Raw genomic sequence first — 17,193 nt, 5'->3', positions numbered from 1 at the left:
ACCTATTTTTAGTTTTGTCTAAATTTAATTTTACATCAACTTAAATTCATGAGCAGACTCATTAAACCATTTTTAATCGGATTGATCGGAACATTCGGTTTTGCACAAACAGCTTCGATAAGCGGCAAGGTGACGGACAACGGAGAACCAATACCCTTGACAAATGTGGTGTTGAAAGGAACCGAAATGGGAGCTGCTACGGATATTGATGGTCTATTTGAGTTGGCAAACGTTGAGCCAGGCGACTATGTATTGTTGGTAACCTCTTTGGGGTATCAATCGTATCAAACCAAAATCAGCGTAAGCACCAATGAATCCAAAACCATCAACATACAACTGGAACCCTCTGCACAAAGTTTGGATGAAACCGTGGTCACGGGCACCCTTAAACCCGTTAGCCGATTGGAAAGTCCCGTACCCGTCGAGGTCTATTCCCCTACTTTTCTAAAAAAGAACCCTACGGCGAGCGTTTTTGATGCACTCCAGAACGTCAACGGGGTGCGTCCGCAGATCAATTGCAATGTGTGCAACACGGGAGATATTCACATCAACGGGTTAGAGGGGCCATACACTTTGGTTCTTATCGACGGGATGCCCATTGTAAGTGGTTTGGGAACGGTTTATGGCCTTACGGGTATTCCCAATTCATTGATTGAGCAGATTGAAATTGTAAAAGGTCCTGCTTCTTCACTTTACGGAAGTGAAGCGGTTGGTGGTTTGATCAATATCATTACCAAAAATGCATTGAGCGCTCCCGAATTTTTTGCCGATGGCTTTGCCACGGGTTGGGGCGAGTACAATTTGGATGTGGGAAGCAAAATTTCGGTTGGAGACAAAACAAACCTGCTTTTGGGACTCAACTACTTTAATTATGACGTTCCCGTAGACAATAATGGCGACAATTTTACCGATTTGACGCTACAAGATCGTATATCCATTTTTCAAAAGTGGGATTTTGAGCGAAGTAATAACCGTTTGTTCTCTTTGGCGGGACGCTTTTTTTATGAGGACCGTTGGGGTGGCGAAATGCAATGGACACCAGAGTTTCGCGGTGGCGATGAAATTTATGGCGAAAGCATCTACACCCGCAGATGGGAAGTGCTGGGAAAGTATCAGTTGCCTTTGGACGAAAAGTTTCTCTTGTCTTTCTCTTATAACGACCACAACCAGAACTCGGTGTATGGCGATACGGAATATTTGGCCGACCAGCGAATAGGTTTTGCCCAATTGACTTGGGACAAAACCGCGGGCAATCACGATTTGCTGTTCGGAAGTGCGATTCGTTACAATTATTATGACGACAATACACCCGCGACCACTGAGGCCGATAACATTTGGATTCCGAGCCTTTTTGCGCAGGATGAATACAGTTTTGCGCCCAAACATTCCTTTTTGGGCGGGCTTCGATATGATTATGACCAAAGACACGGCAATATTTTCACACCCCGAGCTGCTTACAAATGGAAAATTTCCGATAACGATATTTTTCGGGTGAATGCAGGAACGGGGTTTCGTGTAGTCAACTTGTTTACTGAGGAACATGCGGCCCTCACAGGTTCGCGGGAAGTGATTATTGCTGAAGAGTTAAAACCCGAACGCTCCGTGAACGTCAATCTCAACTATTTGAAGAAAATTTACAGCGACAACGGCACCTTCATCGGTCTAGACGCTTCTGTGTTTTACACCCGTTTTTCCAACGTAATCCTGCCCGATTACGAGACCAATCCCAACCAAATCATTTATGATAATCTGGATGGAAAATCAGTTTCGCAAGGGGTGAGTGCCAATTTGGATGTTGCATTCCCGAGCAGTTTTAAGATTATGGTAGGCGCCACTTGGCAGGATGTGAGCAGCACTGAAAATGGAGTGACCCAACAACAGATTCTAACCGAAAGTATTACCGCTACATGGAATTTATCGTACACCTTTCACTCGCTAAAATTGACAGCGGACTATACGGGAAATTTATACGGCCCCATGCGATTGCCGCTTTTGGGTGACCTGGACCCGAGACAGGAATATTCGCCTACGTGGAGCATCCAAAACATCCAGTTTACCTACAAAGGGTTAAATAATTTTGAAGTTTACGGAGGTATCAAAAACCTGTTGGATTGGACGCCGAACCGGGGCAATCCCTTTATCATTGCCCGAGCCAACGACCCATTTGACAAAGAAGTGACTTTTGACAGTTCTGGCAATGCCGTGGCTACACCGAACAATCCCTACGCCCTTACTTTTGACCCCGCCTACGTGTACGGCCCCAACCAAGGCATCCGTGGGTTCTTTGGATTGCGGTATACGGTTTTTTAACTAGGAAGAATTTGATAGGGCTATCAACAAATATCTGCCCCCTTCCCTATCTTTGAACCCATGCCCAACTACGATTACATCATTATAGGAGCGGGAGCTGCTGGCCTTTTGTTGGCCGATGCCTTGGGCAAGGACAAATTCTTTGCCTCCAAATCCATTTTGGTAATTGACAAGGACGACAAGTCCAAAAACGATCGAACTTGGTGTTTTTGGGAACGGGGAAATGGTCCATTTGATGATTTGATCCACAAAACTTGGGACAACATTTATGTGGGCGGACAGCAGCTTCAAAAATCCACTCCCATTGCGCCCTACACCTATAAAATGCTCCGAGGTATTGACTTTTACAACCACTTTTTACCAAAGGTAAAAGCCTATCCAAACATTACTTGGGTTCAGGAAGAAGTGACCCATATTGAAGAGCAAGAAAACGAGGTTTGGGTCACTACCCCATCGCAGACCCACACGGGCAAAAAGGTGTTTTCCAGTTTGTATGATGCATCAATTCCTTTGGGCCAAAAGGAGTTCCCCGTTCTGCAACAGCATTTTTTGGGCTGGTTCGTTAAAACAGAGGAACCAGTCTTCAATCCAGATGAAGTCACTTTCATGGATTTTACTATTCCGCAAAAGGGCAACACGCGATTTATGTATGTGCTGCCAATTTCCGACACCGAAGCTTTGGTGGAATACACCCTATTTTCCGAACATCTTTTGGAGAAGACCGAGTACGAAGAGGCTATCAAAAATTACATCAAAGAAAAATATAACAATACCCAATACACTATTGTAGAAACCGAGTTTGGTAGTATTCCCATGACCTGTTATCCGTTTCATCAACACAACACCGACCATATTTTCCACATCGGTGTTGCAGGTGGATGGGCCAAACCCAGTACAGGCTACACGTTTTATAACACGAGCCAGCAAGTGCCCAAATTGGTACGCCATCTGAAAGCTGGGAAACCATTGTCCAAGTTTCATCAAAAAAGCAGGTTTCTGTTCTACGATATGCTTTTGCTGGACATTTTGTACGAGAACAATCACTTGGGACACGACATTTTTGAATCCATGTTCAAAAGAAGAAAGGCTTCCTTGATTTTGAAATTCCTAGAAAACGAGACCAATCTGTGGGAAGAGCTAAAAATTGTGACCGCTCCCAAACCGATGCCGTTTATCAGAGCATTGTTCAAACGACTGTTTTAAACGGTTCGCTCCATCAAACTTTCGCCAAACTGCTTTAGCAAGGCTTTGTTTTTATCGGTAAGTTTTGTTTCAGCCAAAGCATCAAATGCTTTTTGGGTAAAATCTTGGATGGCTTTTTTGGTTTCCTCCACTGCCCCGCTTTCCTTAAAAATGGTCTTTACCGCCTCCACTTTCGCTGTGGAATCTTCAGGTTTTATGGAATACAAATGCAACAAGCCATCTTGATCATCTTTGGACGCTTTTTCCAAGGATTTTAGGAACAAATAGGTCTTTTTATTCTCCTTAATATCTCCACCAATTTGCTTCCCAAAGGTTTTGGGGTCACCAAAAGCATCCAAATAATCATCTTTCAACTGAAAGGCAATGCCCAGATTGCGTCCAAACTCGTAAATGGCGTCAGCATCCTTTTTGGAGGCTTGGGCCACAATGGCTCCCATCTTCATGGCGGCCGCGACCAAAACAGAGGTCTTGTACTCTATCATTTTAAGATATTCGGGAATGGTAACATCGTCCCGGGTCTCAAAATCCACATCGTATTGTTGGCCTTCGCATACTTCCAATGCGGTTTTACTGAACAGCTTCGTGAGTTCTTTGTATGTTTCCGCTGGGTAGCTTTCAAAAAACTGATAGGACAGAATCAACATGGCGTCCCCAGAAAGGATTCCCGTGTTCACATCCCATTTTTCATGTACTGTTGTTTTTCCGCGTCGAAGTGGTGCATCATCCATAATATCATCATGCACCAACGAAAAATTGTGGAACATTTCCACTGCCAATGCAGCATCCAAGGCATCCGCAATTTTTCCGCCGAAGGCTTGTGCTGTCATCAAAGTGAGTATGGGGCGCATCCGTTTGCCTCCCAATTCCAATATATATTGAATGGGTTCATAGAGGTTCTTGGGTTCCCCCAATTGGGTTTTAGCCTCAAGATATGTAACAAACTGCTCCCTATACTGACCAATGATATCGATATCTGCCATAGCGTCAAAAATACGTGCAAAAAACCAAAAAATAGTATAACCCGATAAATCCCTGAAAAACAAAAGCATCCTAGAGGGCAAATGCCCATCTTGAAAAAAAATTGCCCTAAAAATGCAATAGATTTGAAAAGCTTCGTCTTTACAGATAAAGAAAGCAACCAGTCCTTTTTTGAATGGCCGCCAAAACAGAGAACAGAAATAACCTGACCACATTTTTCAATGAAGAATACCATTCATTGAGGTCTTATGTGCAGTCCAAGATCCGGGATACCTCGGAACGTGATGCGGAGGACATTGTACAGGACGTTGCGTTGCGGGTTTTCGCCAAGGCCGATGATATTCTACCCATCAATAACATTGGGGGGTTTGTGTACAGTGCCATCAGAAACAGGATCATTGATATTATGCGCGGTAGGAAGGAGCACAAGTACTCCAGTGATGATATTGATCGCCAATGGCAGGATTTTGCAGAATTGTTTTATGGCGATGCGGACAATTCCTATTCCCCAGAACTGGAAAAAGCATTGAAAAATGCCGTAACGGAGTTGAAACCTGCCTATAGAGACATCATCATCGCCATAGACTTTGAAGGCTATACCTATAAAGAAATAGCATCAAAAACCGGTATTCCAACGGGCACCTTGATGTCAAGAAGGCATCGTGCCATGTCATTATTATTACAAAATCTAGAAAATATAAAAGAATTAAAAAGCATGTAGTTATGGAACATTCAAAAGACTTCGAGAAAAAAATGGAGCGAAAAGTAGAGCACTATGTAAAAAAGGTGGTCAAGGTCATTGCCATGATCATCTTGGGCGTAGCCCTGTTTTTATTGGCCAATTATGTGCTGATGCGTTTATGGAACTGGCTCATGCCCGACATCTTTGGCCTCACTACCATAACCTACTGGCAAGCCCTGGGCATTTTTGTCCTAGCCAAGTTGTTGTTTGGCTTTTGTGGCGGAGGTGGAAAAAATAAGGACAAATCCAGTCACAAGAAGAAGTTTAAAGCGACACATCGATGTAGCTCCATGCGAAGGGATTTTGAAGAATGGAAACACTACGAGCAATTTTGGAAGGAAGAAGGCGAAGAAGCCTATAAAGCATACGTGGAACGAATCAAAAACGACAATCATGATACCGAGTAAAAAGAACATCATCCAAGAACGCTACAAGCGTCAGTACAAATCCTTTTTTTGGAGTTTACGGTCCAAAACTACGATCCAGTCCAAAAAAGATTTCCATTATCGTCATTATATCGTCGGTTGGCCCCATTGAAAACAACGGTTTACGCCTCCGTTAAAAAATTGTAAAACCTTGGAAACTTTTTTTGTTTTTAAAGTTTCCTGAATTACTTTTGCCGCTCATTATGAGGGAAAAGATTATACAAAAGGCAACGGAGCTGTTCTTAAACCTGGGTTTTAAGAGTGTGACCATGGACGATTTGGCCAATGAGATGGGGATTTCCAAAAAGACGATTTATTCCCATTTTCAGAATAAGACAGAACTGGTGGAGGAAAGCATCACCAATCTGTTCTGTGTTATTTCTGAAGGTATAAATGAGATCATTGCACAGCAAAAAAACCCCATTGAGGAACTCTATGAGATCAAAAAATTTGTGATGCTGCATTTAAAGGACGAGAAATCATCCCCCCAATACCAATTACAGAAGTACTATCCCAAACTGAGCCGCAACCTAAAGCAGCGACAGTACGAGGTAATGTTGGGGTGCGTCATGGACAATGTAAACAGGGGTATGGAAATGGGAATTTACCGGGACAACCTTAATGTGGAATTCATCTCCCGAATCTATTTTTCCGGGGTAAGCTGTATCAAGGACAATGAACTTTTCCCCGTGCAGATATTCTCCATGCCACAACTCATGGACTATTATCTGGAATATCACCTAAGGGGAATCGTCACCCCAAAAGGAAGAAAAATATTGAACTCAATCATCAATTCAAATCAAGAATAAATGCGAACAACCCTAATCAGTCTATTATTACTATTGCCGTGGTTCTCATCAGCACAGGACTCTATTCCAAGTTTCAGTCTTGATGAAGCCATTCAGTATGCTTTAGAGCATAGTTATAGCTCCATAAACGCCTCCAGGGATTTAGTGGATGCCCAAAAGCAAAAATGGGAGACCATTGCAACCGGGCTCCCCCAAATTTCTGGAGCAATAAGTTATCAGAACCAATTAAAACAGCCCGTATCGCAGATACCGGCAGAATTTTTTGGCGGGGAGCCGGGAACATACCAAGAAGTGGTCTTTGGCCAGCCCCAATCCGCTTCGGCCTCGGCAACATTGAAACAGCAGATTTTTGACGGATCGTACATTGTGGGCGTACAGGCCACCAAGACTTTTCTGGACTACAGCCAAAACAACAAGGAGAAAACGGACCTCGATGTCAGAAAAGCTGTGGTGGAAGCCTATGGCAATGTACTTTTGGCCCAAGAAAGTGTGTTGATCTCGGAAAAGAACAAGGCCACCCTTGAGAAGAACCTTTATGAGACCAGACGAATCTATGAAAACGGTCTGGGCGATGAGGAAAGCGTGGATCAATTGCAGATTACACTCTCTTCTGTGGACAACCAATTGAAGAATGCCAAGCGTTTGGAAAAAATCACTTTGCAGATGCTCAATCTAGTTTTGGGACTCCCCACGGAAACTCCCACGGTTTTGACCGAGGATCTTGATATCCTGACCCAAAAACAAATTGATCTGGGCCTGTTGGACACTGATTTCAATATTGAAAACAATGTGGATTATAAATTGGCCACCAATCTTACGGAGCAACGCTTTTTTGAGTTAAAACTGGCCAAAAGTAGAGCCCTGCCCACCCTCAATGCATTTGTCAACTACGGGGGAAATTCCTTTAGTGATAGCTTTAATTTCTTGAGCAGTGGACAGCAATGGTTTGGGTCTTCCGTATTGGGTGTGGACCTGAGTATCCCCATTTTTAGCTCATTTGGACGAAGTGCCAGTACACAACGGGCCAAAATTGCCCTGGAAAAGGCCAAAACCCAATTGACCGAGGCGCAAGAACAAATTCGGCTTCAATTGGAAAGTGCCAAAAGCGATTACATTCTGGCCGTTGAACAGTATGGCACCTCAAAAGAAAACCTTGAGCTTGCCGAGCGCATTGAAAATAAAAATCAAATCAAATATTCTGAAGGGTTGGCCACCAGTTTTGAGTTGCGGCAGGCCCAGACCCAATTGTACACCACCCAACAAGAATATTTGCAATCCATGGTGGATGTCATCAACAAAAAGACTGAACTGGAAACCATACTAAATCAATAACAACAAAGAAAAACATCATATCATCATGAAAAACATCCTATATATATTTTTGACAGCTGCGGTTTTGTCTTCTTGCGGAGGAGAGGGCAAGAACACGGTTGAAAGCGTTTTGGAGAGCAAAGACTTGGAGGTCATACGGGCCAAACGAAACTCCCTTACCGAAGAATTGAAGGCTCTGGAAGGACAGGTTAAGCAATTGGATGAAGCCATTGCAGAATTGGACGACAACTCCAAATTGCCCTTGGTTTCCACACTCACCGTACAACCTGAAGAATTTCATCACTTTTTGGAATTACAGGGTGATGTTATGACAAATCAAAACGTACTTATTTATCCAGAAATGGCCGGTACCCTTTACCGTGTGTATGTAAAAGAAGGGCAAAAAGTGAGCAAAGGGCAGGTACTTGCTTCCATTGATGACGGCGGGCTTTCCAGTCAACTGGCACAGTTACGGACCCAAGCGGAACTGAGTAGGACCACTTTTGAACGCCAAAAAAGACTTTGGGAGCAAAACATTGGTTCCGAAATCCAGTTCTTACAGGCCAAGACCAACTATGAGGCCCAACAGAGTGCCGTAAAGCAGTTGGAAAGCCAAGTGGCCAAATCTACCATACGGGCTCCGTTTTCAGGAATCATTGACGATGTGATCAAAGATCAGGGTACCGTGGTAAGTCCGGGTCCCGGTTCCGAAATTTTCAGGATCGTGAACCTATCGGATATGTACATAGATGTGGAAGTGCCCGAAGCGCATTTGCCCAATGTAACCCCCGGTAAAAGTGTTGATGCTTACTTTCCGGTATTGGGCGAAACAGTTTCGACCAAAGTGCGCCAGACGAGTAATTTTATCAACCCCAGTAATCGTTCTTTTGTGGCAGAAATACCTGTTCCCAATACCAACGGACATATTAAACCCAATTTGACCGCACAGGTAAGAATCAATGATTATACCAATGAAAATGCCATTCTTATTCCGGAAAGCGTTGTTTCGGAAAATGCGGAAGGCGAACAATATGTATACATCATTTCCGAGGACGATGGAACGGTAATCGCAAAAAAATCAATCATTACCCCCGGTAAGACCCAAGGTGATTTTCTAGAAGTTCTTGAAGGCATTTCAGCTGGGAACCAAGTTATCGTTGAGGGTGCCCGTAGTGTAAGGGATGGGCAAACCGTTAAAGTACTGGACACAACTACAACTGCAAAAAACTAATTGACCAAAATGGAAAAAGCAAAAAAGAACGCAAATAAAGAATTTCGCCTTTCATCATGGGCCATAGATAATCCGTCTGTGATCTATGTGATGATCGGGTTGTTCTTTATCATAGGTCTGTCTTCCTATTTTTCCATGCCTCGGGAAGATTTTCCCGAAGTGGAAGAGACCAAAATATACGTAAGTACCATCTATCCCGGAAACACTGCCGAGGATATGGAGCGGTTGATCACCGACCCACTGGAAGATGTGCTCAAGAATGTCAGCAATGTGGTGGAAATTACATCAACCTCCCAAGAAGACTACTCCATGATCGTTGTGGAGTTTGATGAGGAAATCACAGTTGAAAATGCAAAACAAAAAGTAAAGGACGAGGTCGACACCGAAAAAGCAGGTGAAGATTGGCCCATTTTTAATGGGGCAAAGGTAGAGCCCAATGTTTTTGATCTGAACTTGGCGGAATCTTTCCCCATAATGAACGTGAACCTCACGGGGGATTATCCTGTTGAAAGACTAAAAGAGTTTGCCGAATATTTAGAGGATGAGATTGAAGATTTGCCTCAAATCAAGGAGGTAGATATCCGTGGTGCACAGGAAAAGGAGGTTGAGGTAGCGGTGGATGTCTATAAAATGATGGCTTCCCGAGTGAACTTTGATGACGTTATCCAGGCCATTTCCAATGGAAACATGACCATGTCCGCCGGTAACTTGATCACCAGTGGCCAACGAAGGACCATACGTATTTTGGGCGAAGTTGATGAACCATCAGAACTGGAAAACTTCGTGGTCAAGTCAGAGAACGGGGCTATTTATCTGCGGGATATTGCAACCGTTTCGTTCACTGAGGAAGACAAGACCACCTATGCTAGGGAACACGGTTCTCCAGTGGTCATGTTGGACATTAAAAAAAGGTCGGGTAAAAATACCATTGAGGCATCCGACCTGATTCGGGAATTGGTGGATGAGGCCAGGGAGAATTACTTTCCCAAAGACCTTACGGTCACCATTGCCAACGATTCTTCCAGTAGAACCCTGAACCAAGTGGATGACCTGGTAAACAACATCATTTTCGGGATCATATTGGTGGTGACCGTGTTGATGTTCTTCTTGGGCTTTAGAAATGCCCTATTTGTTGGTTTTGCCATACCCATGTCCATGTTCATGTCCTTCATGATCCTTACGGCATTGGGGTATACCTTGAATACCATGATTCTCTTCGGATTGATCATGGGGCTCGGTATGTTGGTGGACAACGGGGTTGTTGTGGTTGAAAACGTATACCGACTGATGGAGCAAGAGGGCATGTCGCGTAAAGAAGCCGCTAAAAAAGGGATTGGGGAAATTGCCATACCCATTATCATATCCACAGCAACCACTGTAGCGGCCTTTGTTCCCTTGGGCACTTGGCCGGGGATCATGGGTGAGTTTATGATTTTCTTCCCTATTACCTTATCGGTAGTGTTGGGTTCGTCATTGTTCGTGGCCATATTCATGAACTCCATGCTGGTATCGCAGTTTATGCAGATTGGTGAAAAAGAATTGACCCGAAAGCAATTGATTCGGCTTAGCTTGATTCTGGGTGGTTTTGGCCTTTTCATCTATATTGTGGGAGGTCCCGTTCGTGGATTGGGTACCTTAATGATTGTTATTGGAATCATGTTCTGGGTATACAAATATTTCTTGAAGCCTTGGGCGCGACGTTTCCAGACCAATAGTTTGGTCCGTTTAGAGAACTTTTATGAACGCCAATTAAAAAAAGCACTTAGAGGCAAAAACGTCTATTGGTATTTTGGGCTTACTAGTCTCCTCTTGATATTGTCCTTTGTTTTCTTCGGAATGTCATTGGCATCACAGCGTACAAAAGTGGAGTTCTTTCCGGACAACACCCCCAATGAAATTTATGTGTACATAGAATATCCGCAGGGAACTGACATAGAAAAGACCAATACCATCACAAAAAGTATTGAGGAAAGGGTCTACGGGGTCACCGGAAGGAGCAAGTACAACAAGGGAGATTTTAACTATTTAGTGCAATCCAGTGTATCCCAAGTAGGTAAGGGAGCAGAAAACCCCTTCACCGAGGGAGGTTCCGCCGCCGAAATGCCCCATCGTGGAAAGATTACCCTATCCATGCGCGAATTCAAATACAGGGATGGATTGGACACCGAAGAGCTGCGTCAACAGATTCAGGATACGCTCTCGGGCGTTTACCCCGGGGTGACCATTTCTGTTGAAAAGGATGCCGTTGGTCCACCAGCAGGATACCCCATCAACATAGAAATTGAGGGGCAGAACTACGATACCTTGATAGGTACCGCAGAGCGGATGCGCAATTTCATCAACAGCAAAAACATAGCTGGGATTGAAGAGTTGAAAATTGATGTAAACAAGAGCAAGCCCGGTATGCAGGTTGAAGTTGATAGGGCCAAAGCGGGTGAGCTGGGCGTCTCCGTGGCCCAAGTTGGCCAGCAATTGCGTAGGTCCATTTTTGGGGATAAGGCCGGTATTTACAAAAAGGACGGTGAAGATTATGACATTAATGTTCGCTTTAATGAAGATTTGCGTTACAATACCAGTGCCTTGTTCAACCAAAACATCATTTTTAGGGACCCATCCAACGGTCAGATAAAGGAGATTCCGGTTTCGGCTGTGGCCAATCAGAAGAATACCTCTTCGTTTAGTGCCATTAAACACGTTGACACCAAACGGGTCGTCACGGTCTATTCCGCTCTAAAACCTGGGTTTACCGATGCGGCAGCCATTGTTGCCGAAATTCAGAATGAAATGCAGGAGTTCAAAGATCTCCCCCAAGGGGTTAAAATCGATTACACTGGGCAGATAGAGGAACAGAACAAACAAATGTCATTTTTAATGGGCGCGTTCTTCTCTGGTCTGGGATTGATCATGCTTATTTTGATTTTCCAGTTTGGGGGCGTTTCCAAACCAGCGATAATTATGATGGCCATATTCCTAAGTTTTATAGGGGTATTTGGCGGATTGATCATAACCGGGTGGCCCTTTGTGATCATGATGACCATGATGGGAATTATTTCCTTGGCGGGAATTGTGGTAAATAATGGTGTGGTATTGTTGGATTATGCCCAAATCCTAATTGATCGAAAAAAGGTAAATCTTGGTATTTCTGATGATGACCTATTGAGCCGGGAAGATGTTACCGATGTGATCATCAAAGCAGGTAAAGCACGTTTGCGCCCGGTAATCTTAACGGCCATCACAACGGTTTTGGGCTTGATCCCATTGGCCATAGGACTGAACATCAACTTTGTTAGCCTGTTCTCCGATTTTGATGCGCAAGTTTATATGGGTGGTGACAATGTTATCTTTTGGGGACCATTGGCTTGGACGGTTATTTTTGGTTTGATCGTGGCCACATTCTTAACCTTGATCATTGTGCCCGTACTATTTAATATTAGTTACAGGCTTAAAATAAGGATCCAGAATTGGAAGGCCAGGAACAGTACTCCAGAAGTAGTGACTGAATAGCAAGCAAGCTGTTGTAGAAACCAAAAAAAAGCCCCGACCATTAATGGTCGGGGCTTTTTCTTAAAACTTGTTTAGGCCTTAATTGTCAACGGCAACAACTTCAGATTGGTTCCAGTTTTTTACATTGACAATACGATTGTCAGTAAAATCCACTTCTCTCAAAATATCACCTTCCCAAAAGAACCACTTTCCTACTCTTGTTCCATTATCATACGTGCCAGAGGCAAGTTTTTTACCATTTACATCATACATCAGCCATTCGCCGTGTAGTTTACCTTTCATTAAATAGCCTGTTTGTGCTATTTCACCGTTTTCGTGAAAATATGTAGCTTTTACCATTTTCCCCACTTTTTCCAAAGTCGGTTCTGTACCTTGCGGATACATACAAACCGAAAACATCACTGCCAAAATAAATATTGCTTTCTTCATAGTTTATGGGTTTTTAAAACATTCTTTATCAATCAATAACGATACAAATGTATTTAAATTTTACATCAATTAAACATTAATCTAACGTTTAATTTACATTAACTTAACATTAAAATCGTAATATATTGTATTTCAGAATTTTAATGTTGCTTTGGATTATAGCACTAAATACATTTAATCGATAAAAACATCCGTTTTTCAGGATATGACCATCCCAATGTAAATTTAAAGTTAAGAAAAAGTTACCTAAACATCACCCAATAAAGTCATAAAGTTTTGTGGCAATCCCTTAAAATAATGGTGTCCCAGCAGAAAATCCCTATATGTAACCTTAGATTTCGGTATTCCTATTAAATTTGCCCTCCAGAACTAATAAGATGTACAGAAGCAATACTTGTGGAGCCTTGAGGGCTTCACATATCGGGTCGGAAGTTGTATTGAGTGGTTGGGTCCATAAGCTACGGGACAAAGGTTTTGTGGTATGGGTAGATCTTCGGGATCGTTACGGCATCACCCAATTGGTTTTTGATGAGGAACGCACCCCTCTGGAGCTCTTGGAAAAAGCCCGGGAGCTTGGAAGAGAAACCGTTATCCAAGCCAAGGGACAGGTCATTGAACGAACATCCAAAAACCCTAATATTCCCACTGGGGAAATCGAGGTTTTGGTCAGTGAACTCACTATCCTGAACAAATCCCTACTGCCTCCCTTCACCATTGAGGATGAAACTGACGGCGGTGAGGATATCCGCATGAAGTATCGCTATCTGGACATCCGAAGAAACCCGGTAAAAAACAACCTCATCTTCAGGTCCAAGGTGACTATGGCAGTCCGTAAATACCTTTCTGATCAAGGTTTTATTGATGTGGAAACACCATATCTCATTAAATCCACTCCAGAAGGGGCCCGCGATTTTGTGGTGCCCAGCCGAATGAACGAGGGCCAATTTTATGCCCTGCCGCAATCGCCCCAAACCTTTAAGCAATTGCTGATGGTGGGTGGCATGGACAAGTATTTTCAGATTGTGAAATGTTTTAGGGATGAGGATCTTCGTGCGGACCGCCAACCTGAGTTTACCCAGATAGATTGCGAAATGGCCTTTGTGGAGCAAGAAGACATCCTCAATACCTTTGAAGGCCTTACCAAGCATTTGTTGAAAGAAATCAAAGGGGTGGAAGTGGAGGAATTTCCAAGAATGACTTTTGATGATGCCATGCGATTGTATGGGAATGACAAGCCTGATATCCGCTTTGGAATGCAATTCGGGGAGCTGAACGCCGTAGCACAACACAAAGATTTCAATGTCTTCAACACTGCCGAGTTGGTGGTGGGCATCGCCGTTCCCGGAGCAGCTGAATATACCCGAAAAGAAATTGATGCTTTGGTGGATTGGGTAAAACGCCCACAAGTAGGCGCCAAGGGTATGGTTTATGTAAAATGTAACGGAGATGGCACCTTTAAATCTTCTGTGGACAAATTCTATGATCAGGAAGATTTGGCAAAATGGGCCAAAGTCACCGGAGCAAAGCCGGGAGACCTAATCTGTATGCTTTCAGGTAAAACCAATGAGACCCGAGCACAGCTCAGTGCCCTTCGTATGGAGTTGGCAACCCGACTCGGCCTCAGAAAACCAGATGAATTTGCCCCGCTTTGGGTAGTGGATTTTCCATTGTTGGAATTGGATGAGGAAACCGGGGCTTACCACGCCATGCACCACCCGTTCACCTCGCCAAAGCCCGGCCAATTGGAACTTTTGGAGACCGACCCCGGTGCCGTAAAAGCCAATGCGTATGATTTGGTGCTCAACGGAAACGAGATAGGTGGAGGATCCATCCGTATTCATGACAAGCAAGTGCAAGCAACCATGTTCAAGCATTTGGGCTTTACCCCTGAGGAGGCCAAGGCCCAATTCGGGTTTTTAATGGACGCGTTCCAATACGGTGCACCGCCACACGGTGGAATCGCCTTTGGCTTGGACCGATTGGTGGCCATTTTGGGTGGACAGGAGACCATTCGTGATTTCATTGCCTTCCCCAAGAACAATAGCGGTAGGGACGTAATGATCGATGCCCCTGCAACCATTGATGAGGAACAGTTAAAGGAGCTTCATCTAAAGTTAGATCTTTAAAAGCATGTCAATCCCGCCTAAAGCGGGATTTTTTAATACATTTAAGTGTATCATTGACCCCATGCCCAACAAGAGCAAAAAATTTCTGACCCGTTTTCTGAAATGGCGATATAAAAATATCTCCAACAAAACCTTTGTCCATCTCATGAGCTTGGTCGTTGGGTTTTTGGCGGGATTGGTGGCGGTCACGCTAAAAAACATCACCTATTTCATTGAATCCCTCTTAAAAATGGGAATCATATTTTCAGAGAACCAGTTGTACTTTATCCTTCCCACCATAGGGCTGACCTTTGTTTTTCTCTATGTGAAGTTTGTCCAAAAGAAACCGCTTCAACATGCCGTATCGTCCATCATCTTTTCACTTTCCAAAAAAGGGGGGCTATTGGGAGTCAAGGACATCTACACTCCCTTGATTACCGCACCACTTACCGTTGGCTTCGGGGGTTCCGTAGGATTGTTGGGCCCAGCGGTAAAATCCGGTTCTGCCATAAGCTCCAACTTGAGCCGCTTGTTTCATATTGATACCAAAACACGATCCCTTTTGGTGGCCTGTGCTTCGGCGGGGGCCATTTCATCCATTTTTCAATCCCCCATTGCGGCCATCATTTTTGCCGTGGAGGTCTTTACGCTGGATTTGACCATGCTTTCCATGCTGCCCCTGTTGCTGGCCTCTATTTCCGGGGTGCTTACCTCCTATTTCTTTTTGGGGAACGAGGTACTTTTCAGCTTCTCATTAACTGAAGGCTTTGAGTTAAAGGATACCCCTTTTTATATTTTGTTGGGTGTGGGCACTGCATTTGCCTCCATCTATTTTACCAAGATGTATTTTGCCATTCTTACGTTTTTCAAGCGGTTCAAAAGTCCAAAATACAAGCTCCTGGTGGGAGGTATTGCCATTGGGATCATGCTCTATGCCATTCCTCCGCTATACGGTGAGGGTTTTGGTTTTATCAACAGTCTATTGGAAGGCGACCATTTGAAAGCATTGGGCAAGACTCCTTTTGATGCGCATACCAACAACATCTGGGTAGTGATTGCCCTCTTGTTCGGAATCACCATTTTCAAGGCCATAGCCATGACCACAACCTTTGCTGCTGGCGGAGCCGGTGGAATATTCATTCCTACCATGGTCATGGGAAGTGCACTGGGCAATGTGGTGGCCAAGGTCATCAACAATCTGGGGCTTGGTTTTTCCGTTTCCGAAAGTAATTTCACGCTCATTGGCATGGCGGGTTTGATCGCAGGGGTAATCCACGCCCCCTTGACCGCCATTTTCTTGATTGCTGAAATCACTGGAGGCTACGAGCTTTTTGTTCCCTTGATGATAACGGCTTCCATTTCGTATCTAACCACAAAAAACGCCTTGGATTATACCATTTACACCAAGGAATTGGCGAAAATTGGCGCATTGCTTTCCCACAATAAAGATCAAATGGTATTGGGACTCATGCAAATTGACGATGTGATCGAAAAAAACTTCAAGGCCGTTCACCCAAATATGTCCTTGGGTGAAATGCTGCACCAATCCGTTTCAAAGTCCAAACGAAACATTTTTCCTGTTTTGGATGATGAAAGAAAACTCATCGGGATTATCGTATTGGATGATATTCGACAATTCATGTTTGACACAGAACTTTATGATACCGTTTATGTAAAAAATCTGATGCACGCTCCTCCCGAACATATTTTCTATGGCAAGGATACCATGAAACAGGTGATGAAAAAGTTTCAGGATAGTGGCGCTTGGAACCTGCCCGTCATTAAAGATGGAAAATATGAAGGATTTATCTCAAAATCGAAATTATTGACAGCCTATCGCAGAAAATTGATCAATTACAGCCAATGAAAATCAAGCTAAAACATATTATTGTACTTATAACCCTGCTCTCGTTTTCCTCGATTGTTTATGGTTTTTCCCTTGAAGAAGAACAGGCTGCTTCAGCCCAAAAATATATTGGTTTGGGAACTGTGGGGCTTTTTTTGGTGGCCATGCCCCTTTTCCTGTACAAGGAAAGTAAGCGTAAAAACATGAAAGATTACATGCTCAACAAAGACAATATTAAGAAAATGCGGGATAAGGAGGGCAAAAATACTGGGAATCAATAATTTTCCAAGATTTAATACT

The 17,193-nt window shown here is 43.7% G+C and carries 13 protein-coding genes; 11 read left to right on the top strand and 2 right to left on the bottom strand.

What is annotated here, in order from left to right; translation table 11 throughout:
- Positions 1-48 precede the first annotated feature (48 nt).
- Positions 49-2,310, top strand: a complete 2,262-nt coding sequence (locus A7D14_RS03645; protein ID WP_067030063.1) for a TonB-dependent receptor — start codon at positions 49-51, stop codon at positions 2,308-2,310.
- Between the two features lie 60 nt (positions 2,311-2,370).
- On the top strand, positions 2,371-3,513 hold the full coding sequence (locus A7D14_RS03640) for a lycopene cyclase family protein (protein ID WP_067030060.1): 1,143 nt from the start codon (positions 2,371-2,373) through the stop codon (positions 3,511-3,513).
- Here A7D14_RS03640 and A7D14_RS03635 read toward each other — a convergent pair.
- Positions 3,510-4,493: a polyprenyl synthetase family protein gene (locus A7D14_RS03635; RefSeq protein ID WP_067030245.1), complete on the bottom strand. Its 984-nt coding sequence runs from the start codon at positions 4,491-4,493 to the stop codon at positions 3,510-3,512. The genes A7D14_RS03640 and A7D14_RS03635 overlap by 4 nt on opposite strands.
- 173 nt (positions 4,494-4,666) lie before the next feature.
- Here A7D14_RS03635 and A7D14_RS03630 point away from each other — a divergent pair, with 173 nt between their 5' ends.
- The 6 genes from A7D14_RS03630 to A7D14_RS03605 all read left to right on the top strand — a co-directional run bounded on the left by A7D14_RS03630 (position 4,667) and on the right by A7D14_RS03605 (position 12,513).
- Complete coding sequence (locus tag A7D14_RS03630) at positions 4,667-5,212, top strand: RNA polymerase sigma factor (protein ID WP_067030057.1); 546 nt, start codon at positions 4,667-4,669, stop codon at positions 5,210-5,212.
- Between the two features lie 2 nt (positions 5,213-5,214).
- Positions 5,215-5,640 carry a hypothetical protein gene (locus A7D14_RS03625; RefSeq protein ID WP_083157957.1) on the top strand — a complete coding sequence of 142 codons (426 nt, stop codon included), beginning with the start codon at positions 5,215-5,217 and terminating at the stop codon, positions 5,638-5,640.
- 221 nt (positions 5,641-5,861) lie between these two features.
- The gene (locus A7D14_RS03620) at positions 5,862-6,467 is read left to right on the top strand and encodes a TetR/AcrR family transcriptional regulator (protein WP_067030054.1); all 606 of its coding nucleotides are present in this window, start codon (positions 5,862-5,864) and stop codon (positions 6,465-6,467) included.
- Entirely contained in the window at positions 6,468-7,799 is a 1,332-nt protein-coding gene (locus tag A7D14_RS03615) for a TolC family protein (protein ID WP_067030051.1), read from the top strand. It abuts the gene before it with no gap.
- Between the two features lie 25 nt (positions 7,800-7,824).
- The gene (locus A7D14_RS03610) at positions 7,825-9,009 is read left to right on the top strand and encodes an efflux RND transporter periplasmic adaptor subunit (protein ID WP_067030048.1); all 1,185 of its coding nucleotides are present in this window, start codon (positions 7,825-7,827) and stop codon (positions 9,007-9,009) included.
- A 9-nt stretch (positions 9,010-9,018) separates the two neighbouring features.
- Positions 9,019-12,513, top strand: coding sequence for an efflux RND transporter permease subunit (locus A7D14_RS03605; RefSeq protein WP_067030039.1), 3,495 nt, complete (start codon positions 9,019-9,021; stop codon positions 12,511-12,513).
- 78 nt (positions 12,514-12,591) lie between these two features.
- Here A7D14_RS03605 and A7D14_RS03600 read toward each other — a convergent pair whose 3' ends face one another.
- Positions 12,592-12,942 (bottom strand): toxin-antitoxin system YwqK family antitoxin, encoded by a 351-nt coding sequence (locus A7D14_RS03600; RefSeq protein WP_067030038.1) that lies wholly within the window; start codon positions 12,940-12,942, stop codon positions 12,592-12,594.
- 377 nt (positions 12,943-13,319) lie between these two features.
- Here A7D14_RS03600 and aspS point away from each other — a divergent pair, with 377 nt between their 5' ends.
- The 3 genes from aspS to A7D14_RS03585 all read left to right on the top strand — a co-directional run bounded on the left by aspS (position 13,320) and on the right by A7D14_RS03585 (position 17,174).
- Positions 13,320-15,068 carry an aspartate--tRNA ligase gene (gene aspS / locus A7D14_RS03595; protein WP_067030037.1) on the top strand — a complete coding sequence of 583 codons (1,749 nt, stop codon included), beginning with the start codon at positions 13,320-13,322 and terminating at the stop codon, positions 15,066-15,068.
- A gap of 61 nt (positions 15,069-15,129) precedes the next feature.
- Positions 15,130-16,914, top strand: coding sequence for a chloride channel protein (locus tag A7D14_RS03590; RefSeq protein WP_067030036.1), 1,785 nt, complete (start codon positions 15,130-15,132; stop codon positions 16,912-16,914).
- Positions 16,911-17,174: a hypothetical protein gene (locus A7D14_RS03585; protein ID WP_067030035.1), complete on the top strand. Its 264-nt coding sequence runs from the start codon at positions 16,911-16,913 to the stop codon at positions 17,172-17,174. Before A7D14_RS03590 ends, A7D14_RS03585 begins: the two co-directional genes overlap by 4 nt.
- The last annotated feature ends 19 nt before the right edge of the window (positions 17,175-17,193 follow it).

The organism is Allomuricauda sp. CP2A (assembly GCF_001683915.1).
In the GTDB taxonomy this organism is placed as follows: Bacteria; Bacteroidota; Bacteroidia; order Flavobacteriales; family Flavobacteriaceae; genus Flagellimonas.
Note: the sequence above shows the minus strand (reverse complement) of the source record. Positions and strands in the feature narration are given on the sequence as shown.

Excerpts from the sequence above, each read along its gene's own strand:
- A7D14_RS03625 (WP_083157957.1), top strand. The coding sequence starts at position 5,215 with ATGGAACATTCAAAAGACTTCGAGAAAAAAATGGAGCGAAAAGTAGAG.
- A7D14_RS03605 (WP_067030039.1), top strand. The coding sequence starts at position 9,019 with ATGGAAAAAGCAAAAAAGAACGCAAATAAAGAATTTCGCCTTTCATCA.
- A7D14_RS03645 (WP_067030063.1), top strand. The coding sequence starts at position 49 with ATGAGCAGACTCATTAAACCATTTTTAATCGGATTGATCGGAACATTC.
- A7D14_RS03585 (WP_067030035.1), top strand. The coding sequence starts at position 16,911 with ATGAAAATCAAGCTAAAACATATTATTGTACTTATAACCCTGCTCTCG.
- A7D14_RS03635 (WP_067030245.1), bottom strand. The coding sequence starts at position 4,493 with ATGGCAGATATCGATATCATTGGTCAGTATAGGGAGCAGTTTGTTACA.
- A7D14_RS03640 (WP_067030060.1), top strand. The coding sequence starts at position 2,371 with ATGCCCAACTACGATTACATCATTATAGGAGCGGGAGCTGCTGGCCTT.
- aspS (WP_067030037.1), top strand. The coding sequence starts at position 13,320 with ATGTACAGAAGCAATACTTGTGGAGCCTTGAGGGCTTCACATATCGGG.
- A7D14_RS03610 (WP_067030048.1), top strand. The coding sequence starts at position 7,825 with ATGAAAAACATCCTATATATATTTTTGACAGCTGCGGTTTTGTCTTCT.
- A7D14_RS03620 (WP_067030054.1), top strand. The coding sequence starts at position 5,862 with ATGAGGGAAAAGATTATACAAAAGGCAACGGAGCTGTTCTTAAACCTG.
- A7D14_RS03630 (WP_067030057.1), top strand. The coding sequence starts at position 4,667 with ATGGCCGCCAAAACAGAGAACAGAAATAACCTGACCACATTTTTCAAT.
- A7D14_RS03615 (WP_067030051.1), top strand. The coding sequence starts at position 6,468 with ATGCGAACAACCCTAATCAGTCTATTATTACTATTGCCGTGGTTCTCA.
- A7D14_RS03590 (WP_067030036.1), top strand. The coding sequence starts at position 15,130 with ATGCCCAACAAGAGCAAAAAATTTCTGACCCGTTTTCTGAAATGGCGA.
- A7D14_RS03600 (WP_067030038.1), bottom strand. The coding sequence starts at position 12,942 with ATGAAGAAAGCAATATTTATTTTGGCAGTGATGTTTTCGGTTTGTATG.